General features: G+C 44.7%; 23 protein-coding genes and 1 other annotated feature. Of the genes, 1 reads left to right on the top strand and 22 read right to left on the bottom strand.

Annotated features, from left to right (window positions below; all coding sequences use genetic code 11):
* Window positions 1-75 precede the first annotated feature (75 nt).
* The 14 genes from rplL to G636_RS19635 form a co-directional block, all read right to left on the bottom strand.
* On the bottom strand, window positions 76-450 hold the full coding sequence (gene rplL, locus G636_RS0111140) for a 50S ribosomal protein L7/L12 (protein ID WP_026508121.1): 375 nt from the start codon (window positions 448-450) through the stop codon (window positions 76-78).
* Between the two features lie 98 nt (window positions 451-548).
* Entirely contained in the window at window positions 549-1,118 is a 570-nt protein-coding gene (gene rplJ, locus G636_RS0111135) for a 50S ribosomal protein L10 (protein ID WP_026508120.1), read from the bottom strand.
* 21 nt (window positions 1,119-1,139) lie between these two features.
* Window positions 1,140-1,268: a sequence feature (ribosomal protein L10 leader region), on the bottom strand.
* Window positions 1,269-1,325: 57 nt separating this feature from the next.
* Complete coding sequence (locus G636_RS18295) at window positions 1,326-2,789, bottom strand: CapA family protein (protein ID WP_051226926.1); 1,464 nt, start codon at window positions 2,787-2,789, stop codon at window positions 1,326-1,328.
* Window positions 2,790-3,029: 240 nt separating this feature from the next.
* On the bottom strand, window positions 3,030-3,719 hold the full coding sequence (gene rplA / locus G636_RS0111125; protein ID WP_035779568.1) for a 50S ribosomal protein L1: 690 nt from the start codon (window positions 3,717-3,719) through the stop codon (window positions 3,030-3,032).
* Between the two features lie 17 nt (window positions 3,720-3,736).
* Window positions 3,737-4,162 (bottom strand): 50S ribosomal protein L11, encoded by a 426-nt coding sequence (gene rplK / locus G636_RS0111120; protein ID WP_026508118.1) that lies wholly within the window; start codon window positions 4,160-4,162, stop codon window positions 3,737-3,739.
* A gap of 114 nt (window positions 4,163-4,276) precedes the next feature.
* Window positions 4,277-4,909 (bottom strand): transcription termination/antitermination protein NusG, encoded by a 633-nt coding sequence (nusG, locus tag G636_RS0111115; RefSeq protein WP_026508117.1) that lies wholly within the window; start codon window positions 4,907-4,909, stop codon window positions 4,277-4,279.
* 29 nt (window positions 4,910-4,938) lie between these two features.
* Window positions 4,939-5,199 carry a preprotein translocase subunit SecE gene (gene secE / locus G636_RS0111110; RefSeq protein WP_081668384.1) on the bottom strand — a complete coding sequence of 87 codons (261 nt, stop codon included), beginning with the start codon at window positions 5,197-5,199 and terminating at the stop codon, window positions 4,939-4,941.
* Between the two features lie 50 nt (window positions 5,200-5,249).
* The gene (gene rpmG / locus G636_RS0111105) at window positions 5,250-5,399 is read right to left on the bottom strand and encodes a 50S ribosomal protein L33 (protein ID WP_026508115.1); all 150 of its coding nucleotides are present in this window, start codon (window positions 5,397-5,399) and stop codon (window positions 5,250-5,252) included.
* Window positions 5,400-5,653: 254 nt separating this feature from the next.
* Entirely contained in the window at window positions 5,654-6,445 is a 792-nt protein-coding gene (locus G636_RS18290) for a glycerophosphodiester phosphodiesterase family protein (protein ID WP_051226924.1), read from the bottom strand.
* A gap of 18 nt (window positions 6,446-6,463) precedes the next feature.
* Window positions 6,464-7,531 carry a galactitol-1-phosphate 5-dehydrogenase gene (locus G636_RS0111095; protein ID WP_026508114.1) on the bottom strand — a complete coding sequence of 356 codons (1,068 nt, stop codon included), beginning with the start codon at window positions 7,529-7,531 and terminating at the stop codon, window positions 6,464-6,466.
* Between the two features lie 2 nt (window positions 7,532-7,533).
* Window positions 7,534-8,247, bottom strand: a complete 714-nt coding sequence (locus G636_RS0111090; RefSeq protein WP_026508113.1) for an IspD/TarI family cytidylyltransferase — start codon at window positions 8,245-8,247, stop codon at window positions 7,534-7,536.
* Window positions 8,248-8,253: 6 nt separating this feature from the next.
* A complete protein-coding gene (locus G636_RS0111085; protein ID WP_026508112.1) occupies window positions 8,254-8,934 on the bottom strand; it encodes a ribulose-phosphate 3-epimerase in 681 nt (226 codons plus the stop codon).
* 69 nt (window positions 8,935-9,003) lie between these two features.
* Window positions 9,004-10,188 (bottom strand): glycosyltransferase family protein, encoded by a 1,185-nt coding sequence (locus tag G636_RS0111080; protein WP_026508111.1) that lies wholly within the window; start codon window positions 10,186-10,188, stop codon window positions 9,004-9,006.
* Window positions 10,189-10,197: 9 nt separating this feature from the next.
* Window positions 10,198-10,683, bottom strand: a complete 486-nt coding sequence (locus tag G636_RS19635) for a GNAT family N-acetyltransferase (protein WP_051226922.1) — start codon at window positions 10,681-10,683, stop codon at window positions 10,198-10,200.
* Between the two features lie 216 nt (window positions 10,684-10,899).
* On the opposite strand from G636_RS19635, the gene G636_RS19630 reads away from it, so the two are divergent.
* On the top strand, window positions 10,900-11,892 hold the full coding sequence (locus tag G636_RS19630; RefSeq protein WP_051226920.1) for a LicD family protein: 993 nt from the start codon (window positions 10,900-10,902) through the stop codon (window positions 11,890-11,892).
* Window positions 11,893-12,000: 108 nt separating this feature from the next.
* On the opposite strand, the gene G636_RS0111065 is transcribed toward G636_RS19630, so the two are convergent.
* The 8 genes from G636_RS0111065 to G636_RS0111030 form a co-directional block, all read right to left on the bottom strand.
* On the bottom strand, window positions 12,001-12,825 hold the full coding sequence (locus G636_RS0111065) for a flagellin N-terminal helical domain-containing protein (protein ID WP_026508110.1): 825 nt from the start codon (window positions 12,823-12,825) through the stop codon (window positions 12,001-12,003).
* 369 nt (window positions 12,826-13,194) lie between these two features.
* Window positions 13,195-14,013 carry a flagellin N-terminal helical domain-containing protein gene (locus G636_RS0111060; RefSeq protein ID WP_026508109.1) on the bottom strand — a complete coding sequence of 273 codons (819 nt, stop codon included), beginning with the start codon at window positions 14,011-14,013 and terminating at the stop codon, window positions 13,195-13,197.
* A gap of 116 nt (window positions 14,014-14,129) precedes the next feature.
* The gene (locus G636_RS0111055) at window positions 14,130-15,977 is read right to left on the bottom strand and encodes a motility associated factor glycosyltransferase family protein (protein ID WP_026508108.1); all 1,848 of its coding nucleotides are present in this window, start codon (window positions 15,975-15,977) and stop codon (window positions 14,130-14,132) included.
* On the bottom strand, window positions 15,970-16,227 hold the full coding sequence (locus G636_RS0111050) for a hypothetical protein (protein WP_026508107.1): 258 nt from the start codon (window positions 16,225-16,227) through the stop codon (window positions 15,970-15,972). The genes G636_RS0111055 and G636_RS0111050 overlap by 8 nt, the downstream gene beginning before the upstream one ends.
* 100 nt (window positions 16,228-16,327) lie before the next feature.
* The gene (gene fliS / locus G636_RS18275; RefSeq protein ID WP_051226918.1) at window positions 16,328-16,729 is read right to left on the bottom strand and encodes a flagellar export chaperone FliS; all 402 of its coding nucleotides are present in this window, start codon (window positions 16,727-16,729) and stop codon (window positions 16,328-16,330) included.
* A gap of 25 nt (window positions 16,730-16,754) precedes the next feature.
* Entirely contained in the window at window positions 16,755-18,293 is a 1,539-nt protein-coding gene (gene fliD, locus G636_RS0111040) for a flagellar filament capping protein FliD (protein WP_026508106.1), read from the bottom strand.
* 15 nt (window positions 18,294-18,308) lie between these two features.
* Entirely contained in the window at window positions 18,309-18,818 is a 510-nt protein-coding gene (locus tag G636_RS19625; RefSeq protein ID WP_026508105.1) for a flagellar protein FlaG, read from the bottom strand.
* A gap of 366 nt (window positions 18,819-19,184) precedes the next feature.
* A complete protein-coding gene (locus G636_RS0111030) occupies window positions 19,185-19,664 on the bottom strand; it encodes a hypothetical protein (protein WP_026508104.1) in 480 nt (159 codons plus the stop codon).
* Between the last annotated feature and the right edge of the window lie 73 nt (window positions 19,665-19,737).

Here is a 19,737-nt window from a genome sequence, read left to right as displayed (position 1 = left end):
CAAAAAAAGAAGCTGCAGCGCATACACGTTGCAGCTTCTCTATATGAGTTATAAAAACAATGACTTAGGCAAAAATTACTTAAGAGTAACCTTAGCGCCTTCAGCCTCAACCTTAGCCTTGATATCCTCAGCTTCAGCTTTCTCAGCACCTTCCTTGATCATCTTAGGAGCGCCGTCTACGAGATCCTTAGCTTCCTTGAGGCCAAGACCTGTGATCTCACGAACAACCTTGATAACCTTAACCTTGTTAGGGCCAACTTCTGTCAGCTCTACGTTGAACTCAGTCTGCTCTTCAGCAGCTGCAGCGCCTGCTGCAGGACCAGCAACAACAACACCTGCTGCTGCGGATACGCCGAACTCTTCTTCACATGCCTTTACGAGATCGTTCAGTTCAAGAACGGAAAGCTCTTTGATAGCATCAATGATTTCCTGTGTGGATAACTTTGCCATGATAATTTACCTCCATTTAGTCTGGTTTAAAATCTTATTTTTAATATCATCTCCGGTAGATTCCGGATATCGGCTCATCTTAAACTAGAGCCATTAAATTATTCTGCTGCAGGTGCTTCTGCTTCTGCTGCAGGTGCCTCAGCTACAGGAGCTTCCTCAGCTGCGGGTGCTGCTTCACTGCCATCTGCATTCTTCTCTGCGATCTGCTTAACCACGCGAGCGAAGTTTGCAATAGGTGACTGCATAGAACCAAGCAGTCTGGAAAGGAGCTGATCCCTCGGGGGAATTGCTGCGATTTCCTGAATGGTCTTCTCGTCAAACAGTCTTCCTTCGCATACACCACCCTTAACCTCAAGTGCGTTGTTCTTCTTAGCGAACTCGCACAGGATACGAGCCGGAGCTGCAGGATCTGTTTCAGAAACAGCCATTGCACTCGGTCCATTGAGCATATCATCCATCTGAGCGAAATCTGTGCCCTCGAATGCACGCTTCATCATTGTGTTCTTGTAGATCTTGTAGCTTACGCCCTCAGCACGAAGTGCTCTACGAAGCTCTGTATCCTGAGCAACAGTAAGTCCGCGGTAATCTACCAGAACAACAGCCTGCGCATTTTTAACCTTTTCAGAAATCTCCTGAACTACAGGCTGCTTAATCTCAACCTTTGCCATGTCTTTACCTCCTTATAGAATTCGGCCGAAAAAAAACCTCCCAAAGACATTGGGAGGGTAATAGTCAGATAATGAACTAATCCTCGGCAGGGAACCATGCGGTTTATGTCTTACGACACCTGCTGTCTTCGGCTTGGTCTTACGACCTAAAATAATTTACTACATATAGCCATTAGCTGTCAAGTGTTTTTTATAAATTAATACAGATTATCCCCTGGGAACAAGCGAGTCTATAACGCCATCCTGAGAGATTATCACATTAGGAGAGAGAGACTGCATATAGGATATGATCCTGGCCTTTTCCTCCGGAGATGCTGCTCTTACAGCAGATCCGGACTGGATAGCAGGTATGAACCGCCAGCTCTTAAGGCCTTCTTTGGCAAAAGTAGCTTCTATCAGACCTGTATCAAGAGTCTTGGAATTAAAGAGATAATTGCCAAGGCTATATATCACAGGAACATCGCCAACATAATCTATTCCCTGCAGGCAATGGGGATGATCTCCTATTATGAGATCTGCTCCTGCTGCGGACAGATCCTTTGCCTGACTCATCTGAAGCCAGTTTAATTCAGTGGTATTCTCTATGCCCCAGTGCATATATACGATCACCACAGCGCCAGTTTGCTTTGCCTCTCTCACGCGCTGGCATAACAGCTCATCTTTCCTGACCCTGAACACACCGGGCAGAGATTCTGTAGCTCCCCTGGTAAAGGGAGGCTCAGCACCTTCAACGTCACAGCCTGATATAAAAGCCAGTCTGATGCCATTATCGCTGGTAAAATAGAGCGTCTCCGAAGCTTCATCTATATTTCTTCCGGCTCCCACATAGGGCATATCTGCATCTTCCAGGCAGGACAGAGTATCAAGCAGGCCCTTTTCGCCATAATCAAATATATGATTATTGGCTATGCTCACCAGATCCACACCCATATCTCTTAGATATGAGACAGAAGAGTAATCTGCGTGAAAAGTAAATTCCTTGCCTTCAAGTGGTGCGCCGCCTGTTGTATAAGGAAATTCATTATTGACCATACACAGATCAGCACCCTGCATCAGATCCAGGAGCGGCTTGTCTACAACCCCGCTTATTCCGCCATTTCTCTGCACGGAATATAAAATGGCATAATCCCTGGAAAAGAGTACATCACCCCCAAATATAACAGTGACCTCATCTGAGGATGCATCAAAAGATCTGTTTTTTATGCTGACACAGCTGTCAGAAGAATCACCGGAATCAGCTGCTGCATCTTCAGTTTCCTTTGCTTCAAGCAGATTATTCTCAGTGCTGCCGAAAGTTGCCTTATCAGCTTCTTTATCAGCTGATCCATCTTTTTCGGAAGAAACGTCATTTTCTTCTTCTCCCATTACCTGAATAGTGGGGACCCTTTTGCCTACAGCGTAATTATCCGCGTTGGGTTCTGCCGCTCCTGGTACACCCCCTTCAGCGATCATGTCCCCATCAGGACCCATCACATAGTCTTGTCTTTGAAGCTCGGATTGCTGATCATAGCCCTCAGGGAGCAAACTGTCCTCTCCAGTAGCATAGACAGGCTCTCCAAAAGCATATTGTGTATTTTCTGCTTTGTGCGAACATCCGGAAAGACTGCATATAGCAAGCATAGCTGCCATAAGTGACAGCCTTGCAGTCACCTTACCCTCAAACCTTCTCATGACCATTCCCCCAAATTATCACAAGTATGCATAATTGATCCCAAGTTTCCATACAGATCAATCCCGCCTTTAACCCAAAGCTATTGTAACACATTTGGGTTTATCAGCGCACCCCCTCCAGGCCGCAAGCAATGACGTCAATGTGCATCAATGCGTAAAAAAGGACCTGCAGTTACCTGCAGGTCCTCTATAGACACTGTAATATACACGCTTCGTTGCAGCTTGCAACTTACGCATTTATCAATATCTGTTAGCTACGATCTTGATGCCAGGGCCCATTGTTGTTGCAACGCTGATGGACTTAAGGTACTGTCCCTTTACGCTACTGGGCTTAGCCTTGGAAATAGCATCCATGATAGCTGTGTAGTTCTCGATAAGCTGCTCTTCAGAGAAAGAAGCCTTACCGATCGGTACGTGTACGATGTTAGCCTTATCAAGACGATACTCAATCTTACCAGCCTTGATATCAGCGATAGCCTTAGCAACATCCATAGTAACTGTGCCAGCCTTAGGGTTGGGCATCAGTCCCTTAGGACCAAGAACCTTACCAAGACGACCAACAACACCCATCATATCAGGTGTAGCTACTACTACGTCGAAATCCAGCCATCCATCGTTCTGGATCTTAGGGATCAGGTCTTCGCCGCCAACAAAATCAGCGCCTGCAGCCTGAGCCTCGTCAAGCTTTGTACCCTTAGCGAATACAAGTACACGAACAGTCTTACCTGTTCCGTTAGGAAGAACTACAGCGCCTCTGATCTGCTGATCAGCGTGACGGGAGTCGCAACCTGTCTTGATGTGCAGTTCTACAGTTTCATCAAACTTAGCTGTAGCAGACTTCTTTACCAGAGAGATAGCTTCCTCAGCTTCGTACAGCTTTGACTTCTCGATAAGCTTTGCAGCTTCAGCATATTTCTTTCCGTGCTTCATGATCTACTCTCCTCCTATCAGTCTACTACTTCAATGCCCATGCTGCGAGCTGTTCCCGCAACCATGCTCATTGCTGCTTCAATTGTGTTGGCATTAAGGTCAGGCATCTTCATCTCAGCGATCTCGCGTACCTTATCCTTAGAAATCTTTGCAACCTTGTTCTTGTTCGGAACGCCTGAACCCTTCTGAAGATTGCAAGCCTTCTTCAGCAGTACTGCTGCAGGGGGTGTCTTTGTGATAAATGTGAAGCTTCTGTCTGTGTAAACAGTGATAACAACAGGGATGATCAGGTCACCCTTATCTGCTGTCTTTGCGTTGAACTGCTTTGTGAATTCAACGATGTTAACGCCGTGCTGACCAAGTGCAGGGCCAACCGGGGGTGCCGGAGTTGCTTTGCCGGCCTGGATCTGTAACTTAATGTATCCTTCGACTTTCTTTGCCATGATGGCTTCCTCCTAAGAAAATATGTGGTTGGACGCGTTCCGCTCATAATATATGTCGTATACGCTCCCACTCCATAGGGTTATATGTATAAGCACTATTGCTATATACCTTTATCAACCGTCGATCCTGCGAACCTCAGCAAAGCTGATCTCAACAGGTGTCTCACGGCCAAACAGCTCTACATTGATAGTAGCTGTCTGCTTGCCGAAATCCATACGTTGAACGACACCGGCGGTATCCTTCCATACGCCTGCAATAACGGCTATCTCATCACCAACGCCAAAATCAACAGAAATATTCTCTGTCTTGATGCCCAAGGGCTTGATCTCAGCATCGGAAAGCGGAACAGGCTTTGATCCCGGACCTACGAAGCCTGTAACACCACGGGTGTTACGAACAACATACCAGGTCTCGTCGTTCATGATCATATGTACCAGAACGTAACCGGGGAACATCTTGCGCTGAACATTCTTCTTAGCGCCGTTCTTAACCTCGACAACATCCAGAAGAGGAACTCTTACCTCAAGGATCTGATCCTCAAGATGACGATTCTCTATGGTCTTGTCAAGATTAGCCTTTACCTTGTTCTCATATCCGGAGTATGTATGCGCTACATACCACTTGGCTTCTGTTGTCTTGTCTTCTGCATCAAGCTTATCTGCTGATGACTCTTCGGCAACAGAGCTTTCAGTAACGAGGCTGTCCTCAGCGGGGACTTCCTGCAGCTTCTTCTCTTCTTCTGCCATTTGAATCTCCTTTAATGTGATCCCTCAGATCAAAGATTCTGAAGGAAATTCAAACCTGCTTCGAAACCATAGTCAAGAGCAGCTATCAATGCGCCGACAACTATGCAGACTACAACTACAGCAACAGTCTGCTTGCCTACAGTTTCGCGGCTGGGCCAAACGATCTTGCCAAACTCAGCCTTAAGGCCTGCCCAAAAAGACTTAACCTTATCGCCTGCCACCTTCTTATCAGATGAATTTGCTGACTTCTTTGAACTTGTGCTCTCTACTGTATTATTGGACTCTCCCATTGTTATGGTCTCCCTCTTGAAGCATTAGTAGGTTCCGTTTCAGACAAATATTACTTTGTCTCCTTGTGCATAGTATGCTTTCTGCAGAAAGGACAATACTTCTTGATCTCCATACGCTCAGGATGTGTCTTCTTGTCCTTTGTTGTGTCATAGTTACGGTTCTTGCACTCTGTGCAAGCAAGTGTGATTCTTGTACGCATCTCTCTACCTCCGCGTGATTTATAGCGTCTTTTAAAAAGTCTTTTTTTGCATAAAAAAAAGACCCAAAATTCTTGTCGCTGTAACAGAATAGCATACACTTCTGTTACAGTCAAGTGTTTTTGCAAAATCCGCTATCATATCTGTCCGCTCAAGAGGAGCAATCATTATAGCTCAGCAATCTGCCTGCTCATGAGCAACTACCATTATAGCGCAGTTATCCGCCTGCTCATGAGCAACTACCATTATAGCGCAGTTATCTGCCTGCTGCCAGATAATGATCAGCCCTGTTGGTGATAAGATCTGTCACTCCGTATACACTGTAATCCCTGTAATCATGGTCTATCAGGATACGTCCGCTGCCAAATAAGGGCTCGGACACATTCCAGCCTCTGATAATGAGCCCGTCAGCTTTATAGCTATCTGCTTCCGCAGCAGTAACTTCATATAAGAGTTCCAGTGCCACATGATATGCATCAGCTGACACAAGCGCACCTCTTTCCAGACTCTCGCTCATATGAGGCGCCAGCATACCTGTCTCAGCGCCGGGATCCATCTTTTTGATAATAGCCATGGACTCCGGAAGAAAAGACGACCACAGAACACAGTCCAGCATGCCTTTGTCCTTTACAAGCTCATAGGCAGCCTTTTCAATCCCTTCATATCTTACATTGGCAGTCTTGAGCTCTATATTTATCCTCTGCCCGTTATCCCTGCAGTATGGCTCCATAAGCTCCAGAACTTCAGATAGCGTGGGCACGTAGATCAGTTTTTGTTCTTCACTTGTAAAAGCTTCTGAATTTTTAAAAGAAAGGCTCTGAAGCTCTTTTAAAGAACACTCTGCAATATTAGCTTCCGCGGCAAGCACTCTGCCAGCAGTCTCATCATGAAATACAACTATCTCCTTGTCAGCAGTAAACTGTATATCCAGCTCTATACCTGCGATGCCCTCAAGCTCAGCAGCCTTTTTAAAGGCCAGAAGAGTATTTTCGGGATAATCCATACTCAGACCTCTGTGAGCCCATATCGCCATTTTACTCTCTGCCATTTCCACCTCCCGTCCAGATCAATTTACTATAATTATTTTAATATAATCTTCCCGTTTGTTCCTCATTATATCAAGCCCTTTATCCAGATCTTCAAGGGAAAACCTGTGACTGATCAGCAGATTGGGCCTTATAAGACCCTGGCCCATCAGCTTCATAGCAATATTCCAGTCGTCAAGGGGCGCATGATCATAATAGGAATTCCAGCTTCCTTTCAGGGTCAGCTGTTTTCTCAGTATCTTCCAATATATATTTTTGTCCAGGTTCATATCAGCCAAAGGATTGCCCACCAGCATCACCCTGCCTCCGGGAGAAGCGCAGTCAAGGCATCTCTCCAGCGAACACCTTGTGCCTGCAGTCTCAAATGCATAGGCGAACTGTCCTGCCAGCATAGCAGCTCCCCGCCCTTCAAAATCGTCTGTGCTGTAGATATCGTCAGGATCAATGCCCAGCTTCCCAGCCATCTCGAACTGTAGATCCCTCGTACCTATACAGCTTATGTTTTCAAAGCCCAGGCTCCTTAGCACCATCATTACAAGGAGCCCTATAGCGCCTATACCGGACACCATAACAGGCGCGGTAGGATCAGCGCCTTCCGTAAGCTTCCATTCTAAAGGCTTTATCCTGCCGCCCAGGATCCCCCTGACAGCATGTATAGCCACAGCCAAGGGTTCCATCATAGCACCCTCTTCAAAAGAGACATTTTCATCCAGCTCTATCAGGTTCCATACAGGCACCTTCACATATTCTGCAAAGCCGCCATCGCAGCGAGAGCCCAAATAGTTGTAATTCTCGCACATCTCATAGCTGTGAGCCTTGCACATAGGGCATACTCCACAGGGTATCAGAGGAAATATACCCACTCTCTTGCCTGCCAGGCCTCCTTCTTCGGAATAAACAGTGCCTGCAAATTCATGCCCCGGTATGGCGGGAAAATGATATGTCCCGTTCCTGTATATCCTAGGCACGTCAGAGCCGCAGATGCCCGCAGCCTCCACCTTGACGATCACCTCTTCATCTGAAGGCACAGGCATCTTAACATCTTCAAATCTCAGATCTGCTACAGAATACAGATTCCAGCCCCTCATGGTCACCCTCCGTGCTCTGCCCTGAACCTGATCAGGTCAGCATTGGTAGTCACTTTATAATTAGCCTCATCACCGGGGATCATGGCTATATCCATCCCGGCCATGATAGCAGGCTCAGTACTGCCATGGATCATCATGATCTCTTCATGGCTGAGGCTTTCATTTGCCCTAAGGTACTTTCCATAATGAAAGACTTCAGGAGCCTGCCCTGCAAAGAGCTCCGATCTGTCAAGGAGTCCTGATACCTTAACCCCGTCACTTGACATATAGATGGTATCCTTCATAGGCAATACAGGTAGAGAACCTTCTGCATCCATAGCTGCTGCTATGCATTCATCCAGAAGCTCATCTGTAAGGCACGGCCTTGCAGCCTCAAGTATTGCGACCAGGTCATCATCCTTCATGGCATCTCTCATAGCATAGAGTCCGTTTAATATGGACAATTGCCTGTTTTCTCCGGGTCGAGCAAAAGAAACATCCTCAAACCTGCCTCCGCAGCTGGTCCGAACTGCTTCCCTGATAAAATCCTCCCACTCCGGGGCGCACACTATAACAAGCCCGGAAATCCTGTTATTCCGGGCTGCCGTTTCAAGAACATAACTGATAATGGGTCTGCCGCCCACTTCCACATACTGCTTTGGCCTGTCTTCCAAAGTGATCCTGCTTCCGGTACCTCCTGACAGGATCATGCACAGACACTTTCTATCTACTGACATATATTCTTATATCTCCAATTCTCTTATCCTTTTGATAATATCCCCATAAGATTCTTTTTTGCCAAATAAAAGGGTCGTACCAAGGACAAATCCGTCCACTCCCATAGGAGCATAGGTCCTGATCTTTTCTGCAGAACAGGCTCCGTCCCAGTAGATCTTGATACCCATTTCTTTTTTCAGCTCCAGAAGCTTGGGAAGCTTTTCACCAACATAGGGCAGAAACATCTGAGCGGCATTGCCGGGATTCACTGACATCACCAGGACCTTCTTTACTATCCTGAGCATCTCATATACAGTCTCCACGCTGGTCCCGGGATTTATTGCTATGCCCGGCACCATGCCTGCATCTATCACTTTCTGCAGTGTAGTAGACGGATGATACTCGGCTTCCGGATGGATATACACAGTGTCACCCTTCCTGAGCTTACGCAAGAAGAGATCGATATTATTGTTGGGATGTTCGATCATCAGATGTACATCCAGGCGTTTATTTGTGGCAGATGCGATATATGCCATATCATATAGGGACATAGCAAAATTATTGACAAATCGCCCATCCATGATATCGATATGAAAAGAGTCCACTCCCGCTTCGTCCAAAGCCTTCACTTCCGAACTCAGATTGCCGTAATCGGCACACATCATAGATGCCATAAGCTCAAAATACTTTTGTTCAGTACCGGCCATATCGCCCTCATTTCCGCCATCCGTTCTATGGCTGTAAACGTTCAATGCCTCGGTATTATGCTGCTATATTCATATTGATAATAGTATTTCCACTTCTCTTTCCGCTGACAGCCTCTCACGTACAGCCTTCATGCCTGCCGCGGCTATCATTTCCCGCTCATCTGCGTGGGCGAGGTAATAGCTGATCTTCTCCCTGCAGTCCTCGAGACTGTCATAGGTTACAAGCTCCCTGCCGATATCAAAATACTCCTCAAGCTCCTTTTGATAATTAGACAAAAGAAAGCCACCCGCATTCATGATATCGATGGCTCTTAGCGGAATCCCGCTGTGAATGCTCCTGAGACTGATATTCAGATTGATCCTGCTCCTTAGAAAAACCAGGGGCATTTCAGTCTTGTAATCCACTTGTCCCATAGCCACTTTATCCAAAAGAGGGGAAGAGGAAGTATCTGATGCCGTGTAGAGCCTAAGGTCCGTCCCATTCCCGGCAAGGCTCTCAAGAAGCCTTCTTCTTTCTTCTACAGTCACTTTCTTTTCCAGATAAGAGCTGATAAAAATGTCATCCCGCTCCAAAAGATATTCATCTCCCGGTAGGAGCCCTTCTTTATCTATCTGTTCAGCGGCCTTTTCTCTAAGGAAACGCCTTTCTTCTTCAGATCTGCCCTTGTCAAAAAAGCTGGCCAGATGATCCTCTCTATAGTCAAATATCTGCTCTTCCACCGCCTTACTCGAAGCCTCAAGAAGCTCCTGAGCATCCGATAAGCTGTCAAAATAATTGTATTTATTGGTATATAGGTTTCCCACAAAGGAGACGTCGCAGTCATAGCCTTTATCCCCTTCAAACGCTCCATTTGAAGCCAAGGCTCCTGCGCCAAGAGGAAGATGGATGACATCTTTTGCACCAAGCTTCCTGAGCCTTTCTGCCATTTCCCTGTCAAAACAGGCTATCCTGTTAACATCATAAAGGACAGGAGCCGCATACAGGGTATAATGGGGACAATCATAGACCCACGAATAGTACTTTATCCCGCACTTCTTACAGACCATTGATATAATAGGAAAATAGTTGCAGCTGATAACTCCGGCTACCTGCCCGGTCCCTATAAGAGTCATGAGCCCCAGGGCATATTCCATATCCCTGGTATAATGCCTGCACTCTTTCTTATATAGGATCACTTCATGGCCCAGCTTCTCCAATGCTATTTTCAGCGTGTCTTCATATATACTGCCCCAGGCAGCCATTATGATCTTCATTCCTGCCCCTTATTTGTCCCCGGTCTTCTTATTGTAAAAGACGTAATGATCATCTTCTCTTTCCATGAGATAGCCCAGCTTTTGGAATACCCTAACAGACGCCGCGTTGCCGGGCAGGACCTCCGCCTTCACTGTCACATCTCCATATTTCCTGCGAAGGAGCGTGGCTGCCATTTCAAGCATGATACCTGCATAGCCTCTTCCCCTTCGATCCTTGTCAATACTGTACGACATAAGGGCTATCCCATCACAAATGTCATATCTGACTTGTCCTGCATCTCCTTCATTGTCAGAGAATATCAGGATCAGACAATCATCCTGTCCCAGCTTCTTTTCCAGCCATTTCAGGTGGTCCTCATACCTGATAGGCTCCTTGTTAAAAGAAAATCGCCTGGTGTCCTCATCGTTTCTCCAGTCATACAAGAGCCGTGCATCCTCCATAACTGCAGGCCTCAAGCCAAATCCGTCATTTGATATTTTAATTCTATCAGTCATTTTCTGCTTTTATCCGTTCTCTTCTACTGCATATACCAAAAACTTTTGTATTGGTATAATTCTATTATCGGCGAAGACACTATCAAACATTATATTTTCCGCCATTTGACCGAAATACTATTAGGTACAATTGCATTAACAATGCTCATTTCTTTAATTATAGATTATTAGATATAAGAATCAACACCCCGGGCAAGACTGAAAGGTAGGAGGGAAATGTCATTTTCTTTTACTGAAGATTATTTCAAAGAGGAGATCAGACAAGACTTCACGATCACATCCACAATGAAGAGATGCTGGGCAGCTCAGATGCGCGTAGTATCCGAGCTGGAAAAGCTATGTGACCATTATGGCATTCACTACAGTGCTTACTGGGGTACGCTTCTTGGAGCAGTCAGAGAGCACGGCGTGATCCCCTGGGATGATGATATAGACATAGCAATGACCAGAGATGACTTCAATATACTGGTCTCTCACATAAACGAACTTCCCGATACTCTCCAGCTTGTAGGCAAGGACAGCAGCAATTTTCCATTTAACGGCTATTACCGCATAGTCAATACCAACCACGTCAGATGGGATGACAAATATCTGGCAGCCAATTATGGTTTCCCCATGGGAGCCGGAGTAGATGTATATGTATTTGACTATATTCCCAGAGACGAAGCTACTCTTAAGTGGGTAGGCGAATTCTCTGACCTGTGCCTGAATGCTGCAGACCTCATCTTAAAGGATCCCAGAGACCCCAGTCTTCCTCAAAAACTAGTCAACATCCAAAGCTTTTTGGGTGTTAATCTGGACCCTGCTTCAGACAAGTCCATAGTCTGGCAATTGCAGACCTTTTATGAAGCCGCCTGTAGCATGACACACGAAGACGAAGCAGACGAAATGGCCCTTATAAATCATATCTTCTATCATGCTCCAAGTATACGCTTTCCAAAAGAAGCTCTTAAAGAATATATAATGCTCCCCTTTGAGACCGGTAGTATCATGGCATTCAAAAATCATGATATTCACCTGATCAAACGTTTTGGCAAAAACTATATGACTCCCAAACAGCAAGCATCCCAGCATAATTATCCCTATTACCTTGGGCAATTGCAGATGATAGCAGACTACTGCAAGGAAAATCATACAGACGAACCTGTAAGAAAATGCAATCTTGAAGAAGAAATGAAACTAAGGCTTGGTATAACAAGCTATTACTAAGCTTCTTTCTCAAGATAGATCAACAGATCACATATCAGCTTCATTAATATAAAGCCATAGAAAAAAGCCCGGCAGCACTGCTGCCGGGCCTCATTATATTCATCACTGTTACTGAAGAAGTGAAAGTACACCCTGGTTGGACTGATTGGACTGAGCCAGCATAGACTGACCTGCCTGAGCCAGAATATTGTTGTTAGAATATCTAACCATCTCAGCTGCCATATCAGTATCTCGGATCTGAGATTCAGCTGCAGTAGTATTCTCAGCGATATTATCCAGATTCTTGATGGTGTGCTCAAGTCTGTTCTGCATAGCACCAAGGTCAGCTCTCATACTGGATACCTTTTCCAGAGCAGCCTTTACCTTTTCAATAGTTCCCTTAGCTCCTGAGTGAGAGCTTACGGTTATAGCAGATCCTGTCAGCCCAATAGCAGCTGCATTCATGGATGTAATGGTAACCTGGATCTGGTTCACAGCGCTACTGTCTGTACCAACCTGAAGGTTCTTCTCGGAGAAGGAACCATCCAGGAGCTTTTGGTTATTAAACTCTGTGGCTGATGCTGTACGGTCGATCTCAGATACCAGAGCATCGATCTCAGCCTTGATATAGTTTCTGTCACTTGTTGTAAGTGTATCGTTAGCAGCTTTGACACTAAGCTCATTCATACGCTGAAGCATATCCTGAACTTCCTGAAGGGCACCTTCAGCTGTCTGTACTGCTGAAATTCCGTCCTGGGCATTGGCTGAAGCCTGATTCAGACCTCTTACCTGTCTTCTCATCTTTTCGGAGATTGCCAGACCTGCTGCATCATCCGCTGCACGGTTGATCCTGTAACCTGATGAGAGTTTCTCGCTGGACTTTGCCTGGACATCCGTTGTGATACCCAGCTGTCTCTGAGAGTTCATCGCCGTAATATTGTGTTGTACTACCATAAATAAATCCTCCTTGAACCGGCACCTGCATCCCTGCTGCCACAGTCCTTTTAATATAGCCCTTTAGGAGTCCGTTCCAAGGCACTTTACTTATCTTTTCACAATATATATCGGAGAAATGATCGAAAAATTAATAAAATAACAGCTATACTAAAGTATATTTTCTTATGTTTTGGTATAATTCATCATATTGTCTAAATATTTTGTTTTTAATTCTTATAAATATGATAATCTTTATCTATTAAGTTTTTTACACTTTTGTCGAACAACAAATACATTGAAGTGCCTCCAAAGAAAAGCCCCGGTCTTGCGACCGGGGCCTTCTTGTGGTAGTTTGGCAATTTAGCACTTAAACAGATTTTAAACAGATTAGCCAAGTATTGACAGAACACCCTGATTGGACTGATTGGCCTGAGCCAGCATTGACTGACCAGCCTGAGCCAGGATGTTATTGTTGGAATACTTAACCATCTCAGCTGCCATATCTGTATCACGGATCTGGGATTCAGCTGACTGAGTATTCTCAGCAATGTTGTCCAGATTCTTAATGGTGTGCTCAAGTCTGTTCTGGTATGCACCAAGGTTAGCACGCATCTGGGATACGTTCTCGAGAGCAACCTTTACGTTATCCATGGTATTCTTAGCGTCATCGTGGCTAGAAACGCTTGTAGAAGTAAGGCCGATGGATGTAGCATTCATGTTACCGATAGAGATTGTGATCTGGTTCTGATCAGATGTCTCTGTACCAACCTGAAGTTTCTTTCCGGTGAAGTTACCATCCAGAAGCTTTGTGTTGTTGAATTCGGTAGCAGATGCTGTACGATTGATCTCAGATACAAGTGCATTGATCTCAGACTTGATATAAGTTCTGTCACTTGTTGTGAGTGTATCGTTTGCAGCCTTAGTTGAAAGCTCGCTCATTCTCTGAAGCATATCCTGAACTTCCTGAAGAGCACCTTCAGCTGTCTGTACTGCAGAAATTCCGTCCTGTGCGTTTGCAGAAGCCTGATTCAGACCTCTAACCTGCCTTCTCATCTTTTCGGATATAGCCAGACCTGCTGCATCATCTGCTGCACGGTTGATCTTATAACCGGATGAGAGCTTCTCACTTGACTTAGCCTGAATGCCTGTTGTGATTCCAAGCTGTCTCTGTGCGTTCATTGCGCCGATGTTGTGTTGTACTACCATAGTTTTTTCCTCCTTGAATTAAAACTCCGAAAGCTTCCTTGCTCCCGGCTTGCATGATATTGTGGGAAGTTATCTTCCCGCTTACACAATAATTATCGACAGAAAAATCAAAAATATTATAGGTCTTTCCAATATTTTTTTATTAATTTGATAATTTCATCAATGTTACTTATATAAACACCCATCAGTTCACTTCCTGCAAAGAGCACCTCTTCAATGCTCTTATTTGGATCAGCCACTACATCCGCAAATTTCCAGGACTGTTTTTGATCATAGGAGGACACCAGGGGATAGAGCTTCTCCTTCTGTCCCATGGCATTTGCTTTTTTAACCTGCTTGTAGGTATTTTTAAAGGCGGAGCCTTCAGTCTTTCCTTCTTCAAAGAGCTTCTTTAGTTTGAGATTAGCCTCTTTATAGCCTAGCAGCCTTCCCCGATAATCTATGAGCTTTTGTTCAATGGTAGACAGCTCTTTTGTCATTTCCTTTCGCTCATCATCGTCAAAAGCATAATCACATTCCTCTATGATCCTGTCAAAATCAATCTCTCTTTTGCAATACTCGTCTATGGCAGCTGCAAGTGTCATTTGCCTTGCACCTTCTTTTTTGGCTCCGCCCTCAGTTGCATCTATGACCTCCAGCTGGCCTTTATATGCCATAAACATCTTCTCAAACCATTTCAGATAATACTTCATCTGGTCATCTGTTCTAAGGATATCGCCATTCCAGCCCTCTACAAGAGCAGTCCCCCTCTTATCCAGATAGCTCTTGCTCTCTTCAAGCGCATACTCGCTGGTATGACCCAAGTCGCCCTTATAAGCCAGATCCTGTCCTACAAGTATTATCTTCTTAAAGCCCAATACCATTAATGTATAGAAAGCATCTGTTGCTACAGATCCTCCGGAATTAATAGGGATAAAGGGGTGCTTGTTTTTGCCGGAGAAAAAAGAATTCTCAACAATTGATTTCACCTGACCATTTCCGGTAAAGAAAAGCCTGCCCTTCCACTGAGCTACTGCTTCACGATTACCTGACAGGCCGCTTATAAGAGGCTTACCCTTTGCCAGCTCTTTTTCAAATATGGAAAAAGGCTTCTTGGGATCGATGGTTATACCAATATTATAATCAACTCCGTGACTGTCCAAAGTCCTGAAGGCAGAATCCACGGCTATGATCAAAGCCTTGCCCCAGGCCTTTCTCAGATCCTCAATATTTTCATCAAGAGAGGGGCCTGCCGCCACGATAATAGCAGGTACATCTTCTATATCATTCTCTTCAAAAGCTTTTTTGAGACAAAACAGATCCGACGACCTGAGATAAATGGGAAGACTTACTATATTATTCTCATTGATCGCACTGTTCATACGTTCAATGGTAACTCTCGATGAAGCCTGCTCCGTCTTGTTAAAATTCATGATGTCAATGCATTTCCTGCAGATCTCAGAATATATAACATCATAGCCCGGACTGATTATGAGCCTGATGGGATACTCAGAAGAAGCATTGGTCAGATTAAATATCACATTGGAAAACTCTTCATATATCTCCTCGATATCTGTCAAAAGTATAAAATTCTCTTTTTTAAAGAGCCTCGTATAATCAAAATGCTGCATATTAAACTTGAACACTTCAATATCAGGCTCTATGGCAAAGAGGATATTATTATCAAGAAGATTATCCATGATCTTCTCTGCAGCTCTTCCGTCTCCCAGCCCAAAAAGACAGTAATTCTCAAACATATGAGGGTCATTGTTTCTTTCAGCCAGACATTCCGAAGACATATCTGCATCTATTAGGCTGGACATGGCGTAGGTATAGCCCTCATGTTCAAGACATAATACCTTTTGTCCCTTTCCGTCCTCAGCTATGCTCGCATATGGGGCAAGCTCACATTCCTCCACTTTCTTTTGGGAAAAAATAACCTTTTTCTCGGCAGCTTTGAGATTCTTCTGATACAGATCAGCCATCCAGCACCTCCCCTGCCAGCAGCAGATAATCAGCCATCCCTATCACATCAAGATGTTTATAGGCTTCAACGGCATATGTGATATTCTCCATAGCCTGAGGGGCGGTTCCCACTCCATTTGTCATCAACTCTCCAATCTCAGACAAAAGCTCTTTTACAATATCCATATATACCGGCATAGCCTCTTTCTCATTATTTTGATATAGAAGTCTACACTCCTTTTCAATCCTGTTTTTCAAGTCACTATACATATTTTTGCCCTCTTATCAGACAGATCATACGTACATAGCTTAATAAAGACACCACAAAGGGGTCCTCTTCTAAGGACCCCTTAATACTACTCTTTAGTTGTCAACCCTTTTGCATATAGCTGTTGGGTATGGGTACATTGTTGGCCTTCATCACCTCGATCCAGGTATCCCTTACAGAATGAAGGTGAGTGTTCACTTCCTTTAATATCTCAATATCCTTTGAGATATTAGCCTGGATCAAACGGGAAGCCAGATACGAATATATATTTTCAAAATCCTGAGCCGTAGCGTATTTCATATTCAGGGTTTCTCTCAGATAGCCAATGATGTTCTCTACCTTGACTATATTGATGTGTGCGTTTTGAATATCCTTTTTCTCTACCGCATTTTCTGCCATATTGCAGAATTTGATAGCTCCTTCATAGAGCATCAGCGTCAGCTCAGGCCCCGATGCTGACATTATCTTGTTGTTGGTATACTGCGCATAAGGATTAGCTACCATTAGTTTCCTCCATCCCGACTGTTAGTTACATTCCGATCATTCCTCCAAGAGCTGATGAGCTGGAATTGATCTTGGACAACGCACTCTCCATCTTTGAAAACTTGTTGTAGTAGTAGTCCTGCTTTTGCTCCAAGGCCTTTTCCGCATCGCTGATCTTGGTGTTGTAGGAGCTGTACTGAGAAGCCATCAGCTTATCTTCATATACTGTATAAGCACTGGAATAGTCAGTACCCTTCATCAGATTACCCAACTCTTTATAAATAGTCCTGGTCAGGTTGGTAAAGAAATTGCTGACTTTTTCAGGATCGGACGCTATAGCAGCCTTTAAGAGATCTGTCTTACTTGCAGTATTTGTATCATCAGGATCACCATCGATATGATACAGGCCCCTTTCATTCTCAGCGGCATTGAAATAGCCCAGGGTATTGATTCCAAATACAGACAGGTTGTACTTCTCGTAGTCTCCGCCGCCGTCACTCTCAACGGCATTTACTGCATAGCTCTTTCCCATGGCATTTTTAAGGGTATTGATAACACTTTCCAATGTACTGTCTCTGGATAAAAGTCCGGATTTTATCTTCTCATTCCATTCCTTGACTTCATCATCAGACATCTGATCCTTCTGATCCTGGGTCAGCACATCATACTTCTTGGCACTGTCAGCATTATAGAGTGTATCCAGACTCTTGATGAGTTCGTTGTACTCTTTCAGGAAGCCCTTGACCATATCGTAGATGCCGCTGGTGTCATTCTCAGTAGTCAGGGTAAAAGGAGAATCCGTTTCTCCGCCTATGGTGATAGTCAGGCCGTTGATCTCCATGGTATTGGAATCTGAAGTATAAGTAACTCCATCCATTACTATGGTAGAATCTGCGGCTGCCTGATACTGATCTTCACTATCAAGACCTATCAGCCCCAGTGCTTCAAGAGCCTCGGAGTTTACACTGCTGTCAACTTCAAAAGCATTCTTTACGCCTGTAGCTTCAGCGGATATATAAAATCTTCCCTGTGCGCTGTCATAGCTGGCATTTACGCCCACGCCGCTGTCTGTTTTTGCCTCTGCAAGCTTCTTTGCAAGGGACTCCAGTGTCTCATTTTCGCCCACTGTTACAGACAGGCTTTCGCTTCCGTCCTTGCCCATTTTCAGCCTGATCTCTGTACCTGCTTCTACGCCCAGATCAGAGAGCTTTGTTTCCTTCGCCTTGGGCTCATCTCCATCCTTTAGCTGATTACCTGTCAGGAATGCACTCCTTGCCAGCTTGGTGGATGATACTGTATGAGTTGCTACCATTGCATTAGCGCCTGTTACAACAGATACAGCATTGGAATTTGATGATTTTGTTGTTTTCTTATTGTAGGCATCTGACATACGCATCTTGCTCAGACTGCCGTTATAAAACGATACGATGGACTTATTGGTGGTCTTCCACTGCTCCTGCTTCCACATGAGTCTGGTCTGGCCGCCCTTGTTCTTGTCTACCTTAGTCTGATAACGCTGTGTGAGTGCCGTAATAAGAGATTCCGTATCTAGGCCGGAATTCAGGCCTGTAATCCTGTTAGTCATAAGAACCTCCGATCATTACTTGCGCTCATCAACCATAAGACCTGCCAGTTCCCATGCCTTGGCGATCATATCAAGAGTCTCCTCAGCGGGGAATTCCTTTACGGTCTTCTTAGATTCTTTATCTATTATCTTGATGGTAACGCGGTTAGTGTCTTCATGATATCCGTATACTGCCTCAGTATTGGAACGCATCTTCTTGTTCATCTCACTGACAGCCTTGCGGATCCTCTCGTTATTCTTCTCATTTACTTCCTGAGATACCTCGAGAGACTGGGTAAAAGATGCCTGGGTCTGACTATTCTTCCCCTGCTCTTCATCACGGGCATTTCTGCCATGAGCATTTGTCTCAGCAGGTCTTGCAACAGTAGGAACCTCTGCTGCCACCTGACTTGCTGTATTTCCTGAACCGTCTAACTGGCTGTGATGCCCTTCATGATCAGGCTGCCTGGCAGGATTAGCCTGAGAAGCCTGATGTACCTGCTGTATTTGCATCACATTCGCTTGCTGGATTGGATTGATTGCCATGATTTATCACCTCCATGTCGGTATCGATCGGTGCTGCCCTGTGCCTTTGCAGCAGTATGTCTTCACTTCCTTGTGTTTTGCCGATCAGTTCATCATATGTGTATTGTTACATCTATATTTATCAGAAGAGGGGCATAGTCAGACCCTATTCTGTCTTACTGCCTATATCGGTATATAAGAGCAAAAGATTAATAGATTCTTATAAAAACTGAGTCAATTAACAAAAAATGTTCAAAAAAAGAGTTTATACTCCCTCAAGGAATATAAACTCTTTCTGATCTGTATGATGACACAAGCGTCAAATATCTTTTTGATCCGAGCCAGCTCTCTATCAAATATGTTCTATTTATATTTCAAGAACCCTGCTTACCCCTGATTATCAAAGAACTGCGGTGCAACATTCTCAGCCTTGTTCATGATATTGTGATAATTCAGCGCTGCAGCAGCAGTCTGCCTGCCTGATTTCATTTCTTTCCTTAGAGAGGAGAAATAGTAATCCGCCAGATTCTTATTCTTATGTTCTTCCACCTGCAAAGTATTGGACAGATCTGTTATCTCCCTTATGAGAGCCTGCATCCTCTGTATCTGCTCCTTATAATCCTCCTTGTGCCCCTCGATTTCTTCTCCCACCTTGGCAAAGAGACTGTCAAAGCCGTCATTGAGTATAGTCAGTTCATCGATCAGGTCACCCTTTTGCCTTACGCAGTCGTCAAAGCCGTCGCTGTCCATATGCTGCTGATCTTCTAAGATTTCCATTTGACGCAGGTTGAGCTTCTCAATCTTTTGCATCACTTCAATCTTCTTACGCAGAGAGTCTTCCATCATATCCATATAAATATGTGTCATAGGGCCTCCATCCGTATGCATCTGTTATTGTTCCATTCCTATAACATGAGGTAGGTGTCAAAAGTTCCTTTTG

The organism is Butyrivibrio sp. MC2013 (genome assembly GCF_000424585.1).
Taxonomy (GTDB): Bacteria; Bacillota; Clostridia; order Lachnospirales; family Lachnospiraceae; genus Butyrivibrio.
The sequence above is the reverse complement of the archived record's forward strand: the minus strand, read 5'-3'. Positions and strand labels throughout refer to the sequence as shown.

Coding starts and splice junctions, on each gene's coding strand:
- rpmG (WP_026508115.1), bottom strand. CDS start 5,399: ATGCGTACAAGAATCACACTTGCTTGCACAGAGTGCAAGAACCGTAAC.
- G636_RS19635 (WP_051226922.1), bottom strand. CDS start 10,683: ATGACTGATAGAATTAAAATATCAAATGACGGATTTGGCTTGAGGCCT.
- G636_RS0111060 (WP_026508109.1), bottom strand. CDS start 14,013: ATGGTAGTACAACACAACATCGGCGCAATGAACGCACAGAGACAGCTT.
- G636_RS19630 (WP_051226920.1), top strand. CDS start 10,900: ATGTCATTTTCTTTTACTGAAGATTATTTCAAAGAGGAGATCAGACAA.
- G636_RS0111030 (WP_026508104.1), bottom strand. CDS start 19,664: ATGACACATATTTATATGGATATGATGGAAGACTCTCTGCGTAAGAAG.
- G636_RS0111065 (WP_026508110.1), bottom strand. CDS start 12,825: ATGGTAGTACAACACAATATTACGGCGATGAACTCTCAGAGACAGCTG.
- G636_RS0111090 (WP_026508113.1), bottom strand. CDS start 8,247: ATGTCAGTAGATAGAAAGTGTCTGTGCATGATCCTGTCAGGAGGTACC.
- G636_RS0111080 (WP_026508111.1), bottom strand. CDS start 10,188: ATGAAGATCATAATGGCTGCCTGGGGCAGTATATATGAAGACACGCTG.
- G636_RS19625 (WP_026508105.1), bottom strand. CDS start 18,818: ATGGCAATCAATCCAATCCAGCAAGCGAATGTGATGCAAATACAGCAG.
- G636_RS18295 (WP_051226926.1), bottom strand. CDS start 2,789: ATGAGAAGGTTTGAGGGTAAGGTGACTGCAAGGCTGTCACTTATGGCA.
- G636_RS0111050 (WP_026508107.1), bottom strand. CDS start 16,227: ATGTATAGTGACTTGAAAAACAGGATTGAAAAGGAGTGTAGACTTCTA.
- rplL (WP_026508121.1), bottom strand. CDS start 450: ATGGCAAAGTTATCCACACAGGAAATCATTGATGCTATCAAAGAGCTT.
- rplK (WP_026508118.1), bottom strand. CDS start 4,162: ATGGCAAAGAAAGTCGAAGGATACATTAAGTTACAGATCCAGGCCGGC.
- fliD (WP_026508106.1), bottom strand. CDS start 18,293: ATGACTAACAGGATTACAGGCCTGAATTCCGGCCTAGATACGGAATCT.
- nusG (WP_026508117.1), bottom strand. CDS start 4,909: ATGGCAGAAGAAGAGAAGAAGCTGCAGGAAGTCCCCGCTGAGGACAGC.
- secE (WP_081668384.1), bottom strand. CDS start 5,199: ATGGGAGAGTCCAATAATACAGTAGAGAGCACAAGTTCAAAGAAGTCA.
- rplA (WP_035779568.1), bottom strand. CDS start 3,719: ATGAAGCACGGAAAGAAATATGCTGAAGCTGCAAAGCTTATCGAGAAG.
- G636_RS0111055 (WP_026508108.1), bottom strand. CDS start 15,977: ATGGCTGATCTGTATCAGAAGAATCTCAAAGCTGCCGAGAAAAAGGTT.
- G636_RS0111095 (WP_026508114.1), bottom strand. CDS start 7,531: ATGAGGGGCTGGAATCTGTATTCTGTAGCAGATCTGAGATTTGAAGAT.
- rplJ (WP_026508120.1), bottom strand. CDS start 1,118: ATGGCAAAGGTTGAGATTAAGCAGCCTGTAGTTCAGGAGATTTCTGAA.
- fliS (WP_051226918.1), bottom strand. CDS start 16,729: ATGGTAGCTAATCCTTATGCGCAGTATACCAACAACAAGATAATGTCA.
- G636_RS0111085 (WP_026508112.1), bottom strand. CDS start 8,934: ATGGCCGGTACTGAACAAAAGTATTTTGAGCTTATGGCATCTATGATG.
- G636_RS18290 (WP_051226924.1), bottom strand. CDS start 6,445: ATGGCAGAGAGTAAAATGGCGATATGGGCTCACAGAGGTCTGAGTATG.